We start from the raw sequence: 17,022 nt of genomic DNA, 5'->3' as shown, positions 1-17,022 counted from the left end.
CATGGCAAGAATCGAGAAAATTGAACTGCGCATGGTCGACTTGCCGCCGAAGGTGAAGCGGACCGATGCGATCCAGAGCTTCGTCAGCCAGGAAACCCCGATCGTCACCATCACCGACAGCGATGGCGCGACGGGCACCGGCTACAGCTATACGATCGGTACCGGCGGTTCGTCGGTGATGCGGCTCCTCTCCGACCACCTGGTGCCGATCCTGATCGGCGAGGATGCCGATTGCATCGAGGCGATCTGGCACAGACTAGAATTTGCGACCCACGCGACGACGATCGGCCCGATAACGGCGCTGGCGCTGGCGGCAGTTGACACAGCACTTTGGGACCTGCGCGCCAAAAAGCAGAAGCTGCCGCTCTGGAAGCTTGCCGGCGGCGCCAAGGAAAGCTGCCCCCTCTATACCACCGAGGGCGGCTGGCTGCACATCGAAAAGGAAGCGCTGATCGAGGATGCGCTTGCCGCCAAAGCCAAGGGCTTTTCAGGTTCGAAGGTGAAGATCGGCAAGCCGCACGGCTCGGAGGATTACGATCGCCTGTCGGCAATGCGCAAGGCGCTCGGCGACGGCTTCGAGATCATGACCGACTGCAACCAGGGTTTCACCGTCGACGAGGCGATCCGCCGCGCGTCCAGGCTGAAGGAGCTCGACCTTGCCTGGATCGAGGAGCCGCTGCCGGCCGACGATCTCGACGGTCATATCCGGTTGACGCGCTCGACGCCCACGCCGATTGCGGTTGGTGAATCCATGTACTCGATCCGTCATTTCCGCGAATACATGCAGAAGGGCGCCTGCTCGATCGTCCAGGTCGACGTTGCCCGTATCGGCGGCATCACGCCGTGGTTGAAAGTCGCGCATGCGGCGGAAGCCTTCGACATTCCGGTCTGCCCGCACTTCCTGATGGAGCTGCATGTCAGTCTCGTCTGCGCCGTGCCGAATGGCAAATATGTTGAGTACATTCCGCAGCTCGATGATCTCACGACCAAGGGCATGGAGATCCGGAACGGTCGCGCATTGGCGCCGTCCGAGCCTGGCATCGGAATTTCCTGGGACTGGGATGCCGTGCGCGCCCGCTCGATCGACGAGTTTACCCGCGAGTTTCGGGGCTAGGATAGGGAGGTCATCATGCAGCGAATGGGAATGGTGATCGGTCTGGAGGCGTCCAAGGTCGCCGAATACAAGGCGTTGCACGCCGCCGTCTGGCCGGAGATCCTCGCGCTGATTTCCGAGTGCAACGTCACCAACTACTCGATCTTCCTCAAGGAGCCGGAAAACCTGCTCTTCGGCTACTGGGAGTATGTCGGCTCTGATTTTGAGGCGGACATGGCCAAGATGGCCGCACATCCGAAGAACCAGGAATGGTGGTCGGTCTGCATGCCCTGCCAGAAGCCGCTTGAGACGCGCCAGGAAGGTGAGTGGTGGGCGATGATGGAAGAGGTCTTCCATCACGACGGCAAGGTCTCCCACAATGGCTGAAAATTTCGATCCGGGCGCGCTCAGGCAGTGGTGGCCGAAACCGGCAAAGCCCCGGCCGATCGTGATCTTCGGCGCCGGCAGCATCGTCGGCGACGCACATCTGCGGGCCTATCGCCAGGCCGGCTTCCCAGTCGCGGGCCTTTATGATCCAGACCGGGAGAAGGCCGCGAAGCTTGCCGACGCCTGGTGCATTCCCGCCTTCGAACGGGAAGAGGATGCGCTTGCGGTCGCTGATGCAATCTTTGATCTGGCGACCCCGCCGGCGGCCCATGCCGCCATCCTGGCGAAGCTTCCAATCGGCGCCGCTGCCCTCATCCAGAAGCCGATGGGCTCGGACCTCGAAGCCGCAACCGCCATTCTCGAGACCTGCCGGACGCGCAAACTGAAGGCAGCGGTCAATTTCCAGCTCCGCTTCGCGCCGATGATGCTGGCGCTGAAAGACGCGATCGCCAAGGGATACCTCGGCGAGGTCGTCGATTTCGACGCCTGGCTTGCACTTGCTACGCCCTGGGGTCTGTGGCCCTTCTTGAAGGGCCTGCCGCGCATCGAGATCGCCATGCACTCGATCCACTATCTGGATCTCGTGCGCGGCCTGCTTGGCAATCCCTTGGGCGTCCATGCGAAGACGATCGGCCATCCGAACCATGAGGTCGCCCAGACACGGACGGCTGCGATCCTCGACTATGGCGACCGCGTGCGCTGCGTACTTTCGGTCAATCACGACCATGATTTCGGCCGCAAGTTCCAGGCCTGCGAGTTCCGCGTTTCGGGCACGTCGGGTGCTGCTTATGTAAAACTCGGTGTCAACCTCGACTATCCCAAGGGCGAGCCCGACGAGCTCTGGATCCGGCCAACCGGGGCTGTCGAGTGGGTGTCGGTTCCGCTTGAAGGCGCCTGGTTCCCCGACGCCTTCGCCAACCGAATGGCCAATCTGCAGCGTTTCGCCTCCGGCGAAGACCCGGAGCTGATCGGCTCGGTGGAAGACGCCTGGCAGACAATGGCCCTGGTCGAGGCCGCCTATCAATCGAGTGCCGCGCCGGCCACGGCGATCGCGCCACTTCCGGGACGTTGAGATGTCGGAACAGATCATCCATTTCGAAGACTACGAGCTCGGCCATGAGCGCCTGACGACAGGCCGGACGATTACCGAGACCGATTTCGTCGTTCATGCCGGCCACACTGGCGATTTCTTTCCGCACCACATGGATGCGGAGTTCGCCAAGACCCTGCCGGGCGGCCAGCGCATCGCCCACGGCACCATGATCTTTTCGATCGGGGTCGGGCTGACCGCATCTTTGATCAATCCGGTTGCGTTTTCCTACGGCTATGATCGTCTGCGCTTCGTGCGCCCGGTTCATATCGGCGATACGATCCGTACCCGCGTGACGATCGCCGCCAAGGAGGACGATCCGAAGCGGCCGAAGGCGGGACGCATCGTCGAACGGTTAGAAGTCATCAACCAGCGTGGCGAGGTCGTTCTCGCCGCCGACCATATCCTGGTCGTTGAACGCAAAGCATGAGGGATCGAGAATGACAGCGGATCTTAAAGGCAAGGTCGTCCTGATTACGGCTGCGGCTCAAGGCATCGGCCGCGCTTCGGCTTTGGCCTTTGTGAAGGCCGGCGCAAAGGTGCACGCGACCGATATCAATACCGATGCGCTTGCGGCACTTGCAAAGGAAGCCGACGTCGAAACGCACCGGCTCGACGTTCTCGACACGCAAGCGGTCGAAGCGCTCGTGGCAGAGATCGGCGCCGTCGACGTCCTCTTCAACTGCGCCGGTTTCGTGCATGCCGGTTCGATCCTGGAGATGAAGGATAGCGATCTGGAGTTCGCGCTCGACCTCAACGTCAAGGCGATGATCCGCACCATTCGTGCGGTCCTTCCGGGCATGCTTGTCCGCAAGGACGGCGCGATCATCAACATGGCTTCGGTCGCTTCCAGCATCAAGGGCGTACCCAACCGGTTTGCCTACGGCGTCACCAAGGCCGCCGTCATCGGTCTCACAAAGGCCGTCGCAGCCGATTACGTGTCTGAGGGCATTCGCTGCAACGCCATTTGCCCGGGCACCGTCGAAAGCCCGTCGCTGCAGGACCGCATGCGCGCCCAGGGAGACTATGAAACTGCGCGTGCCACCTTTATCGCCCGCCAGCCAATGGGACGGCTCGGCACCCCGGAAGAGATCGCCGACCTTGCCGTCCATCTCGCGGGCGCCACCTATACGACCGGCCAGGCCTATGCCATCGATGGCGGCTGGACCATCTGACAACAGACAAGCAGGAAGCAGAGATATGAAACTTCTTCGTTACGGCCTCCCGGGCCAGGAAAAGCCGGGCATCCTCGATGCGAACGGCACCTTGCGTGATCTTTCCGGCCACGTCGCCGATTTCTCAGGTGCGGCGCTCGACCCGGACAAACTCGCCGAACTCGAGGCACTCGATCTCGCCGGCCTTCCGGCTGTCGACGGCAACCAGCGGCTCGGCCCTTGCGTGGCCGGTACCGGCAAGTTCATCTGCATCGGCCTCAACTACTCCGACCATGCCGCCGAGACGGGCGCCACGGTTCCCTCCGAACCGATCATCTTCATGAAGGCGACGTCGGCGATCGTTGGCCCGAATGACGACCTGATCATTCCGCGCGGCTCGGAGAAGACCGACTGGGAAGTGGAACTCGGCGTCGTCATCGGCCGCAAGGCCAAGTACGTCACCGAGGCGGAAGCACTCGACTATGTCGCCGGCTACTGCACCGTGCATGACGTCTCCGAACGCGCCTTCCAGATCGAGCGCCAGGGACAGTGGACCAAGGGCAAGTCCTGCGACACCTTTGGTCCGACAGGCCCGTGGCTGGTGACCAAGGACGAAGTGGCGGACCCGCAGAACCTGCCGATGTGGCTGAAGGTCAACGGCGAAACCATGCAGAACGGCTCGTCGAAGACCATGGTCTATGGCGTTGCCTACCTCGTCTCCTACCTGTCGCAGTTCATGTCGCTGCAGCCGGGCGACATCATCTCGACCGGCACGCCGCCCGGCGTCGGCATGGGCATGAAGCCGCCGCGTTACCTTAAGGCCGGCGACGTCGTCGAACTCGGCATCGAGGGCCTCGGCAGCCAGAAGCAGTCCGTGCGCGCGGACGATTGATCATAAGACTGGAGTGACCATGACCCGCATCACTGATCTGCGCGTCTTCGACCTGCGCTTTCCGACCTCGCAGAGCCTCGACGGTTCCGACGCGATGAACCCGGACCCGGACTATTCCGCGGCCTATGTCATCCTCGACACCGATCGGGAGGGACTTGCGGGCCATGGTCTCACCTTCACCATCGGCCGCGGCAACGACATTTGCTGCATGGCGATCAAGGCCATGCGGCATCTGATCGTCGGCCAGGAGACATCAGACATTCTCGCCCATCCCGGCCGGTTCTGGCGGCACCTGACCAGCGACAGCCAGCTGCGCTGGATCGGTCCGGAGAAAGGTGCGATGCATCTGGCGACCGGCGCCGTCGTCAACGCCGTCTGGGACCTGCTTGCCAAAGAGGCGGGCAAGCCCGTCTGGCGGCTGGTCGCCGACATGTCGCCGGAAGAGATCGCCGACATCGTCGACTACCGCTACATGACGGACGTGCTGACGCGTGACGAGGCGGTCGCAATCCTCAAGAAGGCCGAACCCGGCAAGGCTCAGCGCATCGCGACGCTCGAGAATGAAGGTTATGCCTGCTACACGACATCGGCCGGCTGGCTCGGTTATGACGACGATAAGCTCCGGCGTCTCGCCCAGGAGGCGATCGACGAAGGTTTCAACCACATCAAGATGAAGGTCGGCCGCGACCTTGCCGACGACATCAGGCGACTGACAATCGCGCGCGAGGTGATCGGCCCGGACCGCTACTTGATGATCGACGCCAACCAGGTCTGGGAGGTTGGCGAGGCGATCGACTGGGTCAAGCAGCTTGCCTTTGCCAAGCCGTTCTTCATCGAAGAGCCGACGAGCCCCGACGATGTTGCCGGCCATCGCAAGATCCGCGAGGCGATCGGTCCGGTGAAGGTCGCGACCGGGGAGATGTGCCAGAACCGCATCATGTTCAAGCAGTTCATCGCCGAAGGCGCGATCGATATCGTCCAGATCGACAGTTGCCGCATGGGCGGCCTCAACGAGGTGCTGGCGGTGCTGCTCGTTGCCGCCAAATACGGACTGCCGGTCTGGCCGCATGCCGGCGGCGTCGGCCTTTGCGAATATGTCCAACACCTGTCGATGATCGATTATATTGCCGTATCCGGAACGAAGGATGGTCGCGTCATCGAATATGTCGACCATCTGCACGAACACTTCCTCGACCCCTGCGTGATCGCGAACGCCGCCTATATGCCGCCACAGCGGCCCGGGTTCTCGATCGAGATGAAGCCGCAGTCGATCGCCGACTACAGGTTCGGCGGTTAACGCAGAAGGTTTTATATAAGAATAACGTCTTCAATATTCAAAAGCCGGAGCGATATAAAGCCGCTCCGGCTTTGTTGTTTCGTCCGATCCTCGGTCAATTTCGGCGCCCAGCCCTTGACGTCATGCGTTCATTTATGAATGATCTATTCATTCATTGTGAATCCCGGAGGGGAGTCCGGGAAGAGGAGGAAATTGATGAAGACCTTTGTTCTGGCTGCAGCCGTGGCTGCGCCGTCCTTTTGCGCCGTCGCCAACGCGCAGGAATACAGCCTGAGGTTCTCGACCTCGCAGGTGAATCCGAACGAGCCGATCGTCAAAGCCATGAAGACCTATGCCGAGCGTGTCGGCGAACGTTCGGGTGGCCGCATCGCCATCACGGTCATGACCGGCGACCAGCTCGGCGCGCAGAAGAAGGTCAACGAGATGGTCATGAGCGGCGCAAGTCTGCTCAGCGCCACCGACTATGGCCAGCTCGGCCAGTTCGTCCCGGATCTCTCCATTCTGGCCGGCCCCTATGTCTACCCCGATCTGGCGGCGACCGACCGTCTCTTCGCGTCGGACCTCTACAAGGAGCTCTCGGGCAAGCTTGAGGCGCAGGGCATCAAAATCATCATGCCGAACGGCCTCTTCGGTTATCGCCACATCATCGCCAACAAGCCGGTTCGCTCGCCGGCCGATCTCGCCGGCGTCACCATCCGCGTGCCTTCGTCGCCGATCATGATGGCGACCTTCGGCAATTATGGCGCACGGCCGACCGAACTGCCCTGGGGCGACGTCTACAACGCGCTTCAGACCGGCGTCGTCGATGCGGCCGAAGGCCCCTTCGGTTCGATCGCCGGCGCCAAGCTGAACGAAACCCGCAAGGTCATCTCCAAAACCGGCCACCAGATCATGTTCACCGCCTGGGTGGCATCGAGCCAATTCTTCAACGGCCTGCCGGAAGACCTGCAGAAAATCCTGCTCGAGGAAGGCCAGACGATCGCCAAGGAGCTGACCGAAATGACGCTCGAAACGGATGACGCCTACGCCAAGCAGCTTGCGGCTTCCGGCGTCGAGATCGTCACCGACATCGACATCCCGGCCTTTATCGAAGCCTCGCGCGCTGCCTACGAGAAAGTGCCAAACATCACGCCTGGCGTGTACGACCAGGTGCAAAGGGCGATGGCGCAGTAAGCAGGCAATTGCACGACGCGGCGCCGCGTCGTGCTGGCGTCGGGCGCGTTCAGGATGCCGCGACAGAAAACCATCAGGCCGGCCCAAGCGCCGGCCCTGTTCCGCCTTTCAAAATGATTGGGGCCATCATGGAAACCTCACCTTCGCCGGAAGAGACCGCTCCTCTCTTCAGCCTGCGGCGCGCCGATGAAGCGGTCGGCGTTGCCGCCCTTCTCGTCATCGTCTTTTCGATCCTCTGGGGTGTCGTCAGCCGCTACATCTTCCCGCAGCCGGCTGCCTGGACCTACGAGCTGGCGATCATGGCTTTTGCCTACCTCGTGTTCTTCGGCGCCGTCGCCGGTGTTCGTCTCGGCACGCATGCGGCGATCGATGTCCTCGTCGCGGCGCTACCCAACGGCTGGCAGCAGGCGATCGCCTGGTTCAACTACCTGCTGCTGGCGCTATTCTTCATCGTCATGACCGTTCTCTTCGGCTGGCAGGCCTGGACTTCGCGGCACGTTCACACGATCGCGATGGATCTGTCTCGCAGCCTTTCCTACGGGCCGCTGGCGCTGGCTTCGGCCGGCATGTTCGTCCAGCACCTGATCGTCGAAAGGCCATGGACCGTTCGCCTGCACCGCAATGTGGAATCGCTGATATGACCCTTTTTCATCTTGCCGGCCCCTCGCTGCTGGTCGTCGTCCTCTTCCTCCTGTCGACGCCGATCACCTGGGCGATGGCGATCGGGGCGCTTGCCTTCTTCTTCATCAACATGGACATGATCCCGCTTGCCAACTTCGCACAGGAGATGGCCGAGGGCAGCCAGTCCGTGTCACTGCTGGCATTGCCGCTCTTCGTGCTTGCCGGCTGCATCATGAATGCATCGGGCATCACCCGGCGCCTGCTGACGCTCGCCGACGTGCTGGTCGGCCACATGACCGGCGCACTGGCGCAGATGTGTACGGTGCTCGGCACGCTTCTCGGCGGCCTGACAGCGTCTGCCAACGCCGACGCTGCGATGCTCGCAAAGACGCTCGGCGTCGAGATGTCGGAACGGGGCTATAGCCGTGCCTTCGCCGCGGTCATCACCTCGTCGGCGGCGATCATTACCAGCCTGATCCCGCCTTCGATCGGTCTCATCGTCTACGGCTTCCTCGCCGAAACCTCGATCGGCCGACTGTTTGCTGCAGGCGTCGTTCCCGGCCTCGTGCTTGCGGCAGGTCTGATGGTCACCACCTATTTCATCGCCCGCAAGCGTGGCTACAAGCCGCTCCGCAAGGAACGCGCCAGCAGGGCGGAGGCGAGCCGGGCGCTGATCGACGGCCTTTGGGCGCTGTCGATCCCGGTCGTCATCTTCGCCGGCACGCGCTACGGCATCTTCACCACCACCGAGGCCGGGGCGGTTGTCGTCGTCTACGTGCTCTTCGTCGCCATCTTCGGATACCGCGAGTTCACCTTCCGGCAAATCCCGGAGGTCCTGGCAGAAGCGGTGCGCGATTCCGCCGTGGTGATGATCATGATCTGCGCGGCCGCCTCCTTCGGCTTTTATCTCGCCTGGGAACAGGTGCCCCAGGCCATGTCCGGCTGGCTAGGTGGCGCGACAGACAACCCGCTCCTCATGCTGCTCCTGATCAACGTTCTCCTCATCGTCATCGGCACGGCGATCGAAGGCTCGGCGGCGCTCATCATCCTCACCCCGATGCTGATCCCGATCATCGACGGCGTCGGTATCGACCGGGTGCATTTCGGCGTCGTCTTCATCACCAACCTGACGATCGCCGGCATCACGCCGCCGGTCGGCGGCCTGATGTACATCTCGTCGATGGTGTTGAAGGTACCGATGATGGCCTATGCGCGGGAGGTCCTGCCTTATCTCGCAATGATGATGGTGCTGGTGGTGATGCTCAGCATGTTTCCGCAGCTCTCGCTGTGGCTGCCGAACCTCGTCTACGGAACCGCGGCGGTTCAGTAGCGCGATCCAGAGCGGCTCCGGCGGCCTTTGACTTGGGCGCCGGACTAAGCCCTGGCACGTCGCTCCGACCCACCGTTGCGACAGATCACGAAAATGAATCGATCACCCCGGATCGATTCAAAACTCTCGTTGGACCTATGCGCGCCGATCGCCGAATCTTCGCGCATGACGATCGTTCAGCCCTACCAGATCTATGTCGAGCGAAGGGACGCGGCCAGAAACATGGCGCGCTACTACTCCATGCAGATCTCCATGTCCCTATTGGGCGAGGCGTGCCTGACGCGGCGCTGGGGACGGATCGGAAGTCACGGCCAGATGATGGTGCACCACTTCGCGCGGGAGGAGGAGGCGGTCAAACTCTTCCTCGAGCTAACGCGTAGCAAACGTCAGCGCGGCTATCGTCCGAGGATGTGATCCGGAAAGGTGCGCGACTTCACCGCGGCTTGAAGTCGACCAGAAGCGATTTGAGCTCGATTTCGCGGACGCGCCGCGCCGCTTCATCGGGGCTGACCCAGGCGACCAAACGCTCGCCTTTCTCCTTGTATTTTTCCGCCAGCTTGGTGACTTCGATCTGGAAGATGTCAACGATACAGGGCACCACGTCGCCGTCATCGAGCATCTTTAAGTAGGTGTAGCTGCCAATCGGCTTCTTGCGAACTTTCCCGCGAACACCGGCCTCCTGCAAGGCTTCGATCGCCGCGGCCTCGTGCGGTTCCTTCTGTTTCATCGGCCAGCCTTTTGGAATGAGCCAGCGGCCGCTGTCGCGCGACGTCACCACAAGGATCTCGATCGCGCCGTCAGGCACGTAACGATAGCAAAGTGCTGCACATTGCTGGCGAAACGAACCCGAAAACAGTTTCTCGGGCGAGGCAGCCAGCTTCTGCAACAGCGTCTTCGGTTTTGGTGGTTTCGGCGCCTTTGACTTCTTGATCGCTCTCAAGCTCCTCGATACTTGGCGCCAATTTGCGGACATCTAGGACATCCGCCCCTCATGTCAAAGGAGAAAATGGAAAGAAACGTTCCGGCAAGAGGCTCACGCCTTGGCAGATATTGCGCTCAATTCCTCAAGGTCGAGATCGCGCTCCAGTTCATGCAGCGTTTCATCGTCGATTTCGCCGGCGCGATGAAGCCGGATGAGTTCGCGCCGCCCGGTCGCGACCGCTTCGAGCACGACGTCGAAATGGGCGTGGAGGATCGGCGTGTAATGCTCCGTGCGCGCGGCATAGTCGACGATCGAAACCGCTCGGCGCTGATAGCGGTCCAGCAATTGCGGATGGATGAGATTGCCCGCCGTGTCATAGGCGCGGCTTTGAATGGTGATGAGCTGCGCCTGGGCCATCGCCGCCTCGGCCTGGCTTAGGGTGAGGGGCGCCTTTTCAGACGAAGGCTCGACGAGCCTCGCCCAGGCGATCACCCGCCCGAGCGTCGTTCCCTGGATTAGCACCGTTCCAAGGATCACGGCAAAGGAGGTTACCAGGATGAAGTCCCGGCCAGGGAAGCCTTCGGGCACGCTCAGCGCAAGCGCGAGGGTTACCACGCCGCGAACGCCGGCCCAGGAAAGCACGGTCGCACCACGCGCGCCGACCGGCGTGTAGCGCTTGAGCCCCAGCCTGTTGCCAAGCCAGATTGCGAAGTCGGAACCGAACACCCAGAAGAAGCGGGCGACGGTGAGCGCGAAGAGCACCATGAGGATCGGCCATCCCAAGGTCGCTGCAACGGTCTCGAACCCGCCGCCGCGCTCGACCACGCCGCGAAGCGACAGGCCGATCAGGATGAAAACCGCGGCCTCCATCAGGAAGACGATGACGGTCCAGAAGGCGGAGCCGCGCATACGGGTGGCGGCCGAGAGCACGGTGTGCTGGTGCCAACTGGCGACGAGGCCGGTGGTAACTGTCGCGATCACGCCGGAAACATGCAGGAACTCGCCGAGGAGGTAGGACGTCCAGGACAAAAGGGCCGTCGCGGCGATGATCAGGTACTCATCTCCGAGGCGGCGGGCAAGCAGCACCCACGCCGTACCGATGGCGAGGCCGACAAGGGCACCGCCGATCGCCAGCAGGAAGAAGTTGCCGACCGCCTCGCCGGCGCTGAAAGCCCCGGTGACGCCGGCGGCGATAGCGAAGCGGAACAATACCAGTCCGCTTGCGTCGTTGAGCAGGCTTTCGCCTTCGAGCAGGATCTGCAGCCGTCGCGGCAACTGTACGCGCTGCAGCACGGCCCGTGCCGAGACGGCGTCGGGCGGCGAGACGATCGCCCCGAGCGCGGCGCATGCGGCCCAAGGCAGGGACGGGAAGATGAAGTGCGTCACGACGGCAACGACGGCCGCGGTAAAAAACACTGCGCCGATCGCAAGCGAGGCGATGCCGATCAGGTGACGGCGCAGGCGGCCGACCGCGATCGTCCAGGCGCCATCGAGGAGCAGCGGCGGCAAGAAGATGACGAGCACCAGCTCCGGGTCGACCGCGATGGCCGGCAGCCCCGGCATGAAGGCGAGCATCGCGCCACCGCTAAGAAGCGCCACCGACGGCGGCAGGCCGAGCCGATGCGCGACGTAGTGCAGCGCGATGATCGCGACAAACATGCCGATCACCAGTTCGAACAGATGTATCGGCTCCACCGGTCTCCCGCCTCCATCGCTCAATGACGCGGCCCATTACAGAACACGTTTTTTCGAAACGCAATTGCGCGTGCAGCAACAGTGGCGTGGAGCCTTGCCGAAGGTGAAGGGTCGCAGAAAAGAAAAAAGGGCCAGCGGAAGACCGCGGCCCATAAAGGTGTGAAGGTCAAAAACCTCCAGAGGGGAACAGCTGCTGCGGCGGACTGGGAGGAGACCCGCCATGTGCATCAGCTGTGTGCTTTATGCCTGATTTTTGACCAGCTGGAAAACATTTATTGTGCAATGCAGCTATGCATAAACGCAAGACGTGCGCCGCGGTCGTCGGCCGGAACTGCCAAACGGTGCCAAAATGAGCGTACGTCGGGAGGAGGGGGACGTCGCCAAGGACAGCCGCCCCGGCATACAATCGGGACCGGCACACGTGCCGGCCCCGATGAGATAGTTGCTACACTAACGGTCGTGAGCTTGACCGCACAGCCATTTTACGAGCGCTTTTACGATCGAACAGCCGGCAACCCGACTTCCGGCCTTGTCCGCAGCCGGTCCACAGGTTGTTCACAGGGAAAGGAGGCGCTAACGCGTTGAAACGCAGTTCAGTTTTCCAAACTGTGAGCTACTGCCCCTGAAAAGAATGCACCGTATCAGGTCAGCGATACCTTGCGGGTTTCCGCATCGATCAACGCAGCGGCGATCGCCGCCACAAGCAGCAAGCCTGCAAAGGTGCCGATCGCCAGGCCGAAGCCCTTCGCCACCAGCAATCCGATGAGCGAAGGCGCAAGCAGGCCACCGAGCCGAGCCATGCCGCCGGCCGCCCCCATGCCGGTCGCGCGCGAGGCGGTCGGATAGAGTTCCGGCGTATAGGCATAGAGTGCGCCCCATGTGCCGAGCAGTGCAAAGCTCATGATCAGGAGCGCAGCGGCAACGACCAAGGCCGCATCCGCCACGACGAACAACAGGCAACTGAGGGCGGAGAGCAGGCAGAAACCGACCAGCGTCGGGCGCCGTCCCCACTTCTCGACGCCGTAGGCGGCAAGCGCATAGCCCGGGATCTGCGCCAGAGCGATGAGAACGAGGAACCCATAGCCACGCACGAAGCCGAAGCCTTCTCCCGCAAGCCGCGGCGGCATCCAGGTAAAGACGCCATAGTAGGAGACCGAGACGAGGAACCAGACCGAAAGGATCAGAAGGCTGCGGCGACGCAAGTCCTTCGAAAAGATACTGAGATCGGCCGTCGGTACAGGCAGGGCGATCGATACGGTCGGCTCGAGTTGCGGTCGAGCGTTGGCTGCCAGCATTCGATCGACGATCGCCTTGGCCGCCTCCGCCTTGCCCGCGCGCAACAGGTAAAGCGGCGATTCCGGCACGAGGAAGCGTAGTCCGACGCCAATGACTGCCGGAATGGCCGTGACGGCAAAGATGTAGCGCCATCCGTCCGTAAGGCCGGCAAGAGCGATGAGCCATGCCGCCAGTGCCACGATCAGCGTGCCCACGGCCCAGAAGCCTTCGAGCATGACCAGCCATCGCCCGCGGCTGCGCGCCGGCAGGAATTCCGACATCATCGCATAATCGACGGGAAGTGTGCCGCCGACCGCAGCGCCGGTGAGGAAGCGCAGGACAAGCAGGACCACGAAATTCGGAGCGAAGATCGACAGAATGCCGAAGACCGCGTCGCAGGCAACGGTTACCAGCAGGACCCGGCGCCGGCCGATCCGATCGGCAAGCCTGCCGAAGCCGACGGCGCCGATCAGCATACCCAGGAAAAACAACGTGCCCGTCTGCAACGCTTGGGGAACCGTCAGCCCGAATGTTGCGGCAATGGAGGCGGCGGTGAACCCGACGGCGAGCACCTGCATGGCGTCGGCCGTCCAAACCAGGCCAAATATGCCCATCAGGCGCCGCTGATAGGGGCCCGTGCCCGCCCGGTCGAGCGCTTCCTGTATCGTGATCGTCGTCATTCGACCCTACCTTGAGATTCGACGTGTGGACACTACGTCGACCGCGCCTGCTTGGATATTGCAGAAATGCCGCAGATGTCCGGCTGAGTGCGGCCGCGAGGATCGACCAATCTTCCAGGCACCTGGCACGGACCGGCAATTTCGACTTGCGCGACATGCACACGCGTGCAAATATGCACGCGTGTGCAATGGAGTTTCGCCGATGAACGATCACAAGCCGCGCTATTCGAACGACCTTTCGGGGCGGGCCCTGTTGTGTCGGGATGTCATTCGCTCTGCCGGCGCTCTGGTGCTCGACGGCTTCAAGGCGAGTGCCGAGCGTGGCTTTTCCCTAAAGGGCCCGCAGGATTTTCTGACGGAAACCGATGCGGCCTCCGAGGCCCATATTCGCGACGCAATTGCCACCCATTTTCCGGCCGATGCGTTCCTGGGCGAGGAGGGCGGCGGGACCGTTGCCGATCGCGTCTGGGTCGTCGATCCCGTCGACGGCACGGCAAACTTCGCGCGCGGAATCCCGCACTTCTGCATCTCCATAACCTATGTCGAACACGGACACGCAGAGATCGGCGCAATCTACAATCCGGCCCACGACGAACTTTATTTCTGCCGCCGGGGAGAAGGTGCAACGCTCAACGGCAAGGTCATCACGGTCTCGTCGACGGCTACCTTCGATGCCGCGTCGGTCGAAATGGGCTGGTCGCGGCGGGTGCCGGACGAGACCTATCTGGAGACGATGCGGCAGATGCTGGAGAAGGGCGCCAATGTGCGGCGCGGCGCTTCGGGGGCACTTGCGCTCGCTTACGTCGCCGATGGGCGCTCGGACGCCTATGTCGAGCTGCACATGAACTCGTGGGATTGCCTTGCCGGACTGTTGCTCGTTGCCGAGGCGGGCGGCGCCGTGTGTCCCTTCATGGAAATAGGCAGCCTGCTCGACGGCGGGCCGGTGCTCGCATCGACGCCGGCGATTGCCGGCGGCGTAAGTGTGGCTTCAGGCATCCCGGTCCAAAAAAGGGAGCAAGCCGCCAGGCTCCAGCTGGCCTGAAACCGCGGTAACCTGAACACGCATGCCACCCGTTCGCATACACAAGGGGAAATCCAATGGACGCACCGGTCTACACCCGGCCCGCTATCAGTCTGATCGCCAGAGAACTCGGGCCCCACAGCGCCGATCTCTATATCGGCGGCAGTGACGGCGCGCGTGACCTGGACCTGCTCAAACGTCACGGGATCTCCATTGTCGTCAATTGCGCGATCAACCTGGACATCAACCTCGTGCGCGAAGAAGAAGTCAGCATCAATGATGATCTTTGTGCAAGCGGCTATGCGGCCGTCCGATATTACAAGCTCGGCATGATCGACGGTGATGGCAGCCCCGACACGATGATGCTCGGTGCCTACTACATTCTCGACGGTGCGCTACGCCAGACGATGCCGAAGCGCGAAACCTACCCCTTCGCCGATGGCGGCAACATCCTCGTCAATTGCCGCGGCGGACGCAGCCGCTCGGTGTCGCTGGTGGCGCTGTTCCTGCACAAGCAGCAGCCGCATCTGTTTCCCACACTCGACGCGGCCGTCGCCCACATCCGCGAGCATCGCGAACTGCGGCCGGATGAATGGTTCGAGACGCCGAAGCCCATGCTCTATGAGGCAGCGCGCCGCGCTTCGGCCTGGATCGACCTCGTCGAGGCCTCCCGTCTGGAGGTGAAGGCCGATGTCTGATTTGCCTCGGATCGCCATCATCGCCGACGCCCATTTCCATGATCTTGAAGGCGATTTCGAGTTCCCGCGGATAGAGATCGACGGCGAAAAACTGGCCGTCAGAAGCTGGACCGACACGCGCGAATCCACCCGCGTCTTCAACGAAAGTGCCAAAGCGCTGGACGAGGCCTTGGCGGAGATCGCGCGCCGCGGCATCCGTCACGTCGTCCTTTTGGGCGACTACACGGACGACGGGCAAAGACAGACAACGGCGCGCCTGCGCACCATTCTTGATGGGCACGAGAGCACCCATGGCACGCGCTTTTATGCGCTTCCGGGCAACCACGACATCTTCGGGCCCAAGGGGCGACACCACACCAAACAATTTCTTGATCGGAACGACGTGAGGGTCCTCGTCACGAGCGACGTAGGAAAGGCAGCCCCCGGCAGCCACGCAACGCCGCGCATGTATTGCGAGGGATATCCGACGGGCCTTGCCCCTGTGGCTACCCATGGGTACTTCCGACGGCCGGACTATCTTCATTGGGAAACCCCGTTCGGGGCGTCTGACCGCGTCGAGGATCGGCTCTACCCGGTCTCGTCTCCGGACGGCCGGAATGGTTACCGGCTGATGGATGCCTCCTATCTGGTCGAGCCCGAGCCGGGTCTCTGGCTGCTGATGATCGATGCCAACGTCTTCGAACCACGCGACGGCCTGTTTGAGGAGGGCGATGAAGCCGCTTTCGTCGACAGCACCGGCGCGGGCTGGAACGCGCTTATCAGGCTGAAACCGTTCATCGTCGACTGGATTGCCGACGTGTCCGCGCGCGCAACGAAACTCGGAAAAACGCTGCTCGCATTCTCGCATTATCCGGTGCTCGATCCCTTCGATGGCGCAACGGGAGCCGAAAGCGTTCTCTTCGGCGAGACCAATATTGCCCGCAGGACACCACAGCAGGCGGTCGCAGATGCACTGATGACCGCCGGCATGACGCTGCATTTTAGCGGGCACCTGCATGTCGAAGGCGTTACGCGCCGCGCGCGCGGCTGCCGCTCGCTGATCAATGTCGCCGTGCCGTCGCTCGTGGCCTTTCCGCCGGCCTTCAAGATCGTCGAACCGTCTCAATCGGCGTCGTCCATCGAAACCGTCGAACTGTCCGCGATGGCCGTCGATCCACGCGTGCTGCGCGCCTATCGTCGCGAAGCGGCGCGAGCCGGCGAATATCCGGACCCAGCCTTTGCCGCGGCGGATTACGGTTCCTTCCTGAAGGCACACAAGCGTGCCCTGGTCCAGCATCGCTATTTTCCGAAGGAATGGCCCGGAGATATCGTCAACGAAATATCCGGGCTTTCGATCGCTGCGGTCTGCAAGTTGATGCCCGACGCCGGCGCCATGACGAGCGCTTCCGGGCAAGGAGCGATCGCCATCTCTGAGGACGCCGCCAGCCTCGACATGATCGAGGTGATCGCCGATTGGTATTGCCTGCGCCAGGCCGGCGTCCTTGCTCTTGACAAGATACCTGAGCGGCGCCGCGCGCTTTATCGCCTGCTCGCCAAACACTTCGGCCGTCCGCCCGGGACCGGCTGGGACGGATCGACATCAGGCTTCCTGGCGATCTTCTTCGGGGCCTTCGACGCCTTCCTCGATCGTGCCGAAGCGGGAAGCCTGCACATCCGCATCGAGAGCACCTCCGACACGGAAGAGGCTGCCTGAC

17 protein-coding genes are annotated in these 17,022 nt (G+C 62.5%); 14 read left to right on the top strand and 3 right to left on the bottom strand.

Translation table 11 applies throughout. The features are described from left to right. Position 1: 1 nt before the first annotated feature. The 11 genes from ASD63_RS28615 (at position 2) to ASD63_RS28565 (ending at position 9,451) form a co-directional block, all read left to right on the top strand. Positions 2–1,114: a mandelate racemase/muconate lactonizing enzyme family protein gene (locus ASD63_RS28615; RefSeq protein ID WP_060530125.1), complete on the top strand. Its 1,113-nt coding sequence runs from the start codon at positions 2–4 to the stop codon at positions 1,112–1,114. A 15-nt stretch (positions 1,115–1,129) separates the two neighbouring features. Further along, positions 1,130–1,480, top strand: a complete 351-nt coding sequence (locus ASD63_RS28610) for an L-rhamnose mutarotase (protein ID WP_034796424.1) — start codon at positions 1,130–1,132, stop codon at positions 1,478–1,480. Then, entirely contained in the window at positions 1,473–2,552 is a 1,080-nt protein-coding gene (locus tag ASD63_RS28605) for a Gfo/Idh/MocA family oxidoreductase (protein ID WP_060530124.1), read from the top strand. Before ASD63_RS28610 ends, ASD63_RS28605 begins: the two co-directional genes overlap by 8 nt. 1 nt (position 2,553) lies before the next feature. Further along, positions 2,554–3,000 (top strand): MaoC/PaaZ C-terminal domain-containing protein, encoded by a 447-nt coding sequence (locus tag ASD63_RS28600; protein WP_034796420.1) that lies wholly within the window; start codon positions 2,554–2,556, stop codon positions 2,998–3,000. 10 nt (positions 3,001–3,010) lie between these two features. Then, positions 3,011–3,745, top strand: a complete 735-nt coding sequence (locus tag ASD63_RS28595) for an SDR family oxidoreductase (RefSeq protein WP_060530123.1) — start codon at positions 3,011–3,013, stop codon at positions 3,743–3,745. Between the two features lie 25 nt (positions 3,746–3,770). Further along, positions 3,771–4,616, top strand: coding sequence for a fumarylacetoacetate hydrolase family protein (locus tag ASD63_RS28590; protein ID WP_034796416.1), 846 nt, complete (start codon positions 3,771–3,773; stop codon positions 4,614–4,616). A 19-nt stretch (positions 4,617–4,635) separates the two neighbouring features. Then, complete coding sequence (locus ASD63_RS28585; protein WP_060530122.1) at positions 4,636–5,913, top strand: L-fuconate dehydratase; 1,278 nt, start codon at positions 4,636–4,638, stop codon at positions 5,911–5,913. A gap of 195 nt (positions 5,914–6,108) precedes the next feature. Then, entirely contained in the window at positions 6,109–7,086 is a 978-nt protein-coding gene (locus tag ASD63_RS28580) for a C4-dicarboxylate TRAP transporter substrate-binding protein (RefSeq protein WP_060530121.1), read from the top strand. 128 nt (positions 7,087–7,214) lie between these two features. Further along, entirely contained in the window at positions 7,215–7,727 is a 513-nt protein-coding gene (locus tag ASD63_RS28575) for a TRAP transporter small permease (RefSeq protein ID WP_060518088.1), read from the top strand. Continuing rightward, positions 7,724–9,037, top strand: coding sequence for a TRAP transporter large permease (locus ASD63_RS28570; RefSeq protein ID WP_060530120.1), 1,314 nt, complete (start codon positions 7,724–7,726; stop codon positions 9,035–9,037). The genes ASD63_RS28575 and ASD63_RS28570 overlap by 4 nt, the downstream gene beginning before the upstream one ends. Positions 9,038–9,202: 165 nt before the next feature. Then, positions 9,203–9,451 carry a WGR domain-containing protein gene (locus ASD63_RS28565; RefSeq protein ID WP_034796529.1) on the top strand — a complete coding sequence of 83 codons (249 nt, stop codon included), beginning with the start codon at positions 9,203–9,205 and terminating at the stop codon, positions 9,449–9,451. A 19-nt stretch (positions 9,452–9,470) separates the two neighbouring features. On the opposite strand, the gene ASD63_RS28560 is transcribed toward ASD63_RS28565, so the two are convergent. From ASD63_RS28560 to ASD63_RS28550, 3 genes are all read right to left on the bottom strand, one after another. Beyond that, complete coding sequence (locus ASD63_RS28560) at positions 9,471–9,977, bottom strand: NUDIX hydrolase (RefSeq protein ID WP_034796412.1); 507 nt, start codon at positions 9,975–9,977, stop codon at positions 9,471–9,473. A gap of 93 nt (positions 9,978–10,070) precedes the next feature. Further along, on the bottom strand, positions 10,071–11,654 hold the full coding sequence (locus tag ASD63_RS28555; protein ID WP_060530119.1) for a Na+/H+ antiporter: 1,584 nt from the start codon (positions 11,652–11,654) through the stop codon (positions 10,071–10,073). A gap of 641 nt (positions 11,655–12,295) precedes the next feature. Then, on the bottom strand, positions 12,296–13,609 hold the full coding sequence (locus tag ASD63_RS28550) for an MFS transporter (RefSeq protein ID WP_060530118.1): 1,314 nt from the start codon (positions 13,607–13,609) through the stop codon (positions 12,296–12,298). Positions 13,610–13,811: 202 nt separating this feature from the next. Here ASD63_RS28550 and ASD63_RS28545 point away from each other — a divergent pair, with 202 nt between their 5' ends. From ASD63_RS28545 to ASD63_RS28535, 3 genes are read left to right on the top strand one after another with little or no spacing between them, the layout of a single operon-like run. Then, on the top strand, positions 13,812–14,651 hold the full coding sequence (locus ASD63_RS28545) for an inositol monophosphatase (RefSeq protein ID WP_034796402.1): 840 nt from the start codon (positions 13,812–13,814) through the stop codon (positions 14,649–14,651). Between the two features lie 56 nt (positions 14,652–14,707). Beyond that, complete coding sequence (locus ASD63_RS28540; RefSeq protein WP_060530117.1) at positions 14,708–15,328, top strand: dual specificity protein phosphatase; 621 nt, start codon at positions 14,708–14,710, stop codon at positions 15,326–15,328. After that, positions 15,321–17,021 (top strand): metallophosphoesterase, encoded by a 1,701-nt coding sequence (locus tag ASD63_RS28535; protein WP_060530116.1) that lies wholly within the window; start codon positions 15,321–15,323, stop codon positions 17,019–17,021. Before ASD63_RS28540 ends, ASD63_RS28535 begins: the two co-directional genes overlap by 8 nt. Position 17,022: the final 1 nt, after the last annotated feature.

The sequence above is a fragment of the Ensifer sp. Root558 genome (genome assembly GCF_001427045.1).
Taxonomy (GTDB): Bacteria; Pseudomonadota; Alphaproteobacteria; order Rhizobiales; family Rhizobiaceae; genus Ensifer; species Ensifer adhaerens.
Note: the sequence above shows the minus strand (reverse complement) of the source record. Positions and strands in the feature narration are given on the sequence as shown.